Source organism: Sandarakinorhabdus rubra, assembly GCF_010994245.1.
Lineage (GTDB): Bacteria > Pseudomonadota > Alphaproteobacteria > Sphingomonadales > Sphingomonadaceae > Sandarakinorhabdus > Sandarakinorhabdus rubra.
Genome location: NZ_WMHO01000228.1, coordinates 1 through 3,965 on the forward strand (window position 1 = coordinate 1; position 3,965 = coordinate 3,965).

General features: G+C 68.5%; 5 protein-coding genes. 3 read left to right on the forward strand and 2 right to left on the reverse strand.

Annotated features, from left to right (window positions below; all coding sequences use genetic code 11):
• Positions 1-117: 117 nt before the first annotated feature.
• From GJV64_RS12190 to GJV64_RS12200, 3 genes are read left to right on the forward strand one after another with little or no spacing between them, the layout of a single operon-like run.
• On the forward strand, positions 118-576 hold the full coding sequence (locus tag GJV64_RS12190; RefSeq protein ID WP_164157488.1) for a PaaI family thioesterase: 459 nt from the start codon (positions 118-120) through the stop codon (positions 574-576).
• Positions 573-1,295, forward strand: coding sequence for an SDR family NAD(P)-dependent oxidoreductase (locus tag GJV64_RS12195; protein WP_164157489.1), 723 nt, complete (start codon positions 573-575; stop codon positions 1,293-1,295). Before GJV64_RS12190 ends, GJV64_RS12195 begins: the two co-directional genes overlap by 4 nt.
• An 11-nt stretch (positions 1,296-1,306) precedes the next feature.
• A complete protein-coding gene (locus GJV64_RS12200; RefSeq protein ID WP_164157492.1) occupies positions 1,307-1,894 on the forward strand; it encodes a 2-hydroxychromene-2-carboxylate isomerase in 588 nt (195 codons plus the stop codon).
• A gap of 76 nt (positions 1,895-1,970) precedes the next feature.
• Here GJV64_RS12200 and GJV64_RS12205 read toward each other — a convergent pair whose 3' ends face one another.
• Together GJV64_RS12205 and GJV64_RS12210 are read right to left on the reverse strand one after the other, a co-directional pair.
• Positions 1,971-2,714, reverse strand: a complete 744-nt coding sequence (locus GJV64_RS12205; protein WP_164157494.1) for a Bax inhibitor-1/YccA family protein — start codon at positions 2,712-2,714, stop codon at positions 1,971-1,973.
• Positions 2,715-2,813: 99 nt separating this feature from the next.
• Positions 2,814-3,965: ABC transporter permease (locus GJV64_RS12210; protein WP_164157496.1), on the reverse strand; the 1,152-nt coding region annotated here is incomplete at its 5' end.

A 3,965-nucleotide genomic window follows, 5' to 3' on the forward strand; every position in this document is an offset into this window, starting at 1 on the left:
CGCGCAGGGCGCCTGGCTCGGGGCGCAGGAGGCGATGGCGCAGCGCCTCGGCGCCGGGCGCCTGGCCGCACTGCGCTTCCTGCTCGATGAAGCCCACGAACGCCTGGAGATGGCAGAATGAACGCAATTGCAGATAAAATTGCCCGACCCACCGGCCTGGAGCTGATGCAGGCGCTGGTCGCAGCCGACACGACACGGCGCGGCATGAGCCAGTTGATGAACTTTCAGGGCGGCGCCGCCGGCGACGGCTGGATGGAGTTCGTGGCCGAGCCCCAGGCTGCCCACCTGAACCCGCTCGGCATCGTGCACGGCGGGTTTGCGGCGACCCTGCTCGACAGCGCCATGGGCTGCGCGGTTCACACCACCCTGCCCGCCGGGGTTGGCTATGGCACGGTGGACCTGAACATCACCTATGTGCGGGCGATCACGCCCGAAACCGGCCCAGTGACGGCGCGCGGCGAGGTGCTGAGCCGGGGCCGGCGGCTGGCGACGGCGCGCGGCAGCCTGCATGACGCCAACGGCAAGCTGCTGGCCACCGGGGTCACGACCTGCATGATCCTGGGCGATAACGCGTGAGTGGCGCGGCCATCGTGATCGGCGCCGGCGACGCCACCGGCGGCGCGGTGGCGGCAGCCTTTGCTGCCAGTGGCCTCACGGCCGTCCCGGTGCGCCGCAATGGCGACCAGCTGGCGCCGCTCGCGGCACGCATAACCGCGGCCGGGCACCAGTGTCTCCCCATCGGCGCCGATGCCCGAGACGAGGCGGCGATGATCGCCCTGTTCGACCGGGTGGAGCAGGAGGTGGGGCCGGTGGAGGTGCTGGTGTTCAACATCGGCGCCAATTCGCCGATGGGCATCCTCGACGAAACGGTGCGCCGCTACACCAAGATCTGGGAGATGTGCGCGCTCGCCGGCTTCATCACGGCGCGGGAGGCGGCGCGGCGCATGGCGCCGCGCGGGCGCGGCACCATCATCTTCACCGGCGCCACTGCCTCGCTGCGCGGCTCGGCCGGCTTTGCCGGTTTTTCCGGCGGCAAGTTTGCGCTGAGGAGCCTGGCGCAGGCGATGGCGCGCGAACTGGGGCCCAAGGGCATCCACGTCGCCCACGCCATCATCGATGGCGCCATCGACACCGATTTCATCCGGACGAACTTCCCCGACCGCTATGCCCTGAAGGACGAGGACGGCATCCTTGATCCAGAGGCGATCGCGGCGGAATATGTGCGGCTGCACCAGCAGCCGCGCAGCGCCTGGACGCACGAGCTTGACCTGAGGCCCTGGATCGAACGCTGGTAGGAGACGCACGCATGCCGCAGACCATCGAATTCCTGTTCGACGTCGGCTCCCCCACCGCCTATCTGGCCTGGCACCGGCTGAAGGGCATCGCGGCCCGCACCGGCGCCTCGCTGAAACCGGTGCCGATCCTGCTGGGCGGAGTGTTCAAGGCCACCGGCGGCAACCCGCCTGGCAGCGTGGCCGCCAAGGGCCGCTGGATGAACGAGGACATGCAGCGCTGGGCCGCGCGCGACGGTATCGAGCTGGTGATGAACCCCTATTTCCCGGTCAACACGCTGGCGATGATGCGCATCCTCGCTGGCCTGGACGGCGATGCCCGCTTTGCACCGGTGGCCGACACACTGTTTGCCGCCATGTGGCGCCATGGCCGCAACATGGCCGATCCAGCGACGCTGCACGCCACGCTGGGTGAGGGCGGCCATGACGCCGATGCACTGCTGGCACTGGCGCAGGACCCTGACGCCAAGGCGAAGCTGATCGCCAACACCGAGGCCGCAGTGGCACGCGGCGTGTTCGGCGCGCCGACCTGCTTCGTGGCCGGCGAGATGCACTTCGGCCAGGACCGGCTGGAGTGGGTGGAAGCCGCCGCCGCGCGCTGAGCCCGGCTCGGACAAGCAGAAGGCCCGGCAGGTTTCCCTGCCGGGCCTTCGCGTTTTTCGCTGTTCGACCCCGGACTTAGTCCCGGTTGCCCATGAAGCTGAGCAGGAACTGGAACAGGTTGATGAAGTTCAGGTACAGGGTCAGCGCGCCCATCACCGCGGCCTTGCCAGCAAAGCTGGAGCCGGCCACCTGGTAGTACATCTCGCGCAGGCGCTGCGTGTCGTAGGCGGTGAGGCCGGCGAACACCAGCACGCCAACGATGTTCACCGCCAGCTGCAGGGCGCTGGACTGGATGAAGATGTTGGCGATCATGGCGATCAGGATGCCGATCACGCCCATGAACAGGAAGCGGCCCCAGGCCGACAGATCCTTCTTGGTGGTGTAACCATAGAGGCTGAGCGCGCCGAAGCTGGCGGCCGTCACGAAGAAGGTCTGCGCGATTGAGGCGCCGGTGTAGCGGGCGAAGATGGTGCTCATCGACACGCCCATCAGCGCGGCGAAGCCCCAGAACAGCGCCTTAAGCGTCGATTCCTGCATCCGCTGCAGGCCGAAGTTCATCGCCAGGATGATCGCCAGCGGCGACAGCATGGCGGCCCAGCCCATCAGGGTGGGACGGCCGATCTCGTTGAAGAACACCGCGAACAACGCCGGCGTCGAATAGACAAGCAGCGCGACGATACCGGTGAGCAGCACGCCTGACGCCATGTAATTGTAGATGCCGAGCATATATTTGCGCAGGCCGGCATCGAAGCCGGCATCCGCCTGCCCAGCGGCCTGGGCCCGGAAGGCTGCAAGCCGGGGGTCCATGTTGTTGGCCATCGATTCAAATCCTCCTGTGGCCGGAAAATTGTCCGGCGACACCGGCAATATCGGGCATCCCGGCTGGTTTTTCAATGACCACGCGCAGGCAGAGCGCCTTCAGAGTTGTCGCAGCACCGCCGCCGGCCGCGCCGACAGCGCCCGCCAGTTGCCCGCCAGACCCAGCAGCACGGTGAGCACCGCGCCCACCCCCACGGTGACGAGCACGCGCGGCCAGTCCGGCGTCCAGTCGAGGCTGAACACCTGGGTGATGACGAACCAGCCGGCGATGCTGCCCAAGAGCAGCGCCAGCACCGCCACCACGGCGGCGATCAGCCCATATTCGGCCAATGTCGCCAGCGCCACCTGGCGGCGGGTGGCGCCCAGCAGCTTCAGCAGCACCGCATCATAGGTGCGCGCTCGCGCACCGGCCGCAATCGCGCCGACCAGCACGGCAATGCCGGCGGCGATGGTGACGCTGGCCGCCGCGCGGATGGCGGCCGAGAGCTGGCCCAGCAGTGTCTGCACCTGGCCGATCACGTCCTTCACGCGGATCACGCTGGCGGTGGGAAAATCGCGGGTGATGGCGCGCGCCACCGCCGTCTCCCGCGCCGGCGCCGCCTCGATCGTGGCCATCCAGCCGTGCGGCGCGCCCTTCAGCGTGTTGGGATCGAACAGAATCGCGAAGTTGAAGCCCAGCGACTGCCAGTCGATGCGCCGCGTGCTGGCGATGCGGGCGTTGATCTCCACCCCCAGCACCGAAACGGTGATGTTGTCGCCAATCTTCAGCCCCAGCGCGTTGGCAGCAGCTTCGTCGATGGAGACCAGCGGCGGGCCGGCATAGTCGCGCGGCCACCATGTGCCCGCCACCAGCGTGTTGGCCGGCGGGAATTCGGCAGCATAGGATAGGCCTCGATCGCCGCGCAGGATCCAGGCCTCTGGCGCGTTGATGCGTTCGGACGGCACGCCGTTCACCGCGGTCACCGGCCCGCGCAGCGACGGCACCAGCGTGATGGCAGCGCCCGGTGCCGCGGTGGCCACGGCCTCGGCAAAGCCGGCGCGGTCGGGGTTGGGGATATCGAGCACGAAGAAATTCGGCGCCCGGTCGGGAATGGTGCGGTTGATCTGGCCATCGAGATTGCCTTCGATGCTGGCCAAGGTCGCGAACAGGGTGAGGCCAAGGCCCAGCGCCACGATGAGATTGCGGGTGGGCGCGCCGGGGCGGTGCAGATTGGCCAGCGCCAGTCGCGCCAGCGTGCCGGCCGGGCGCGG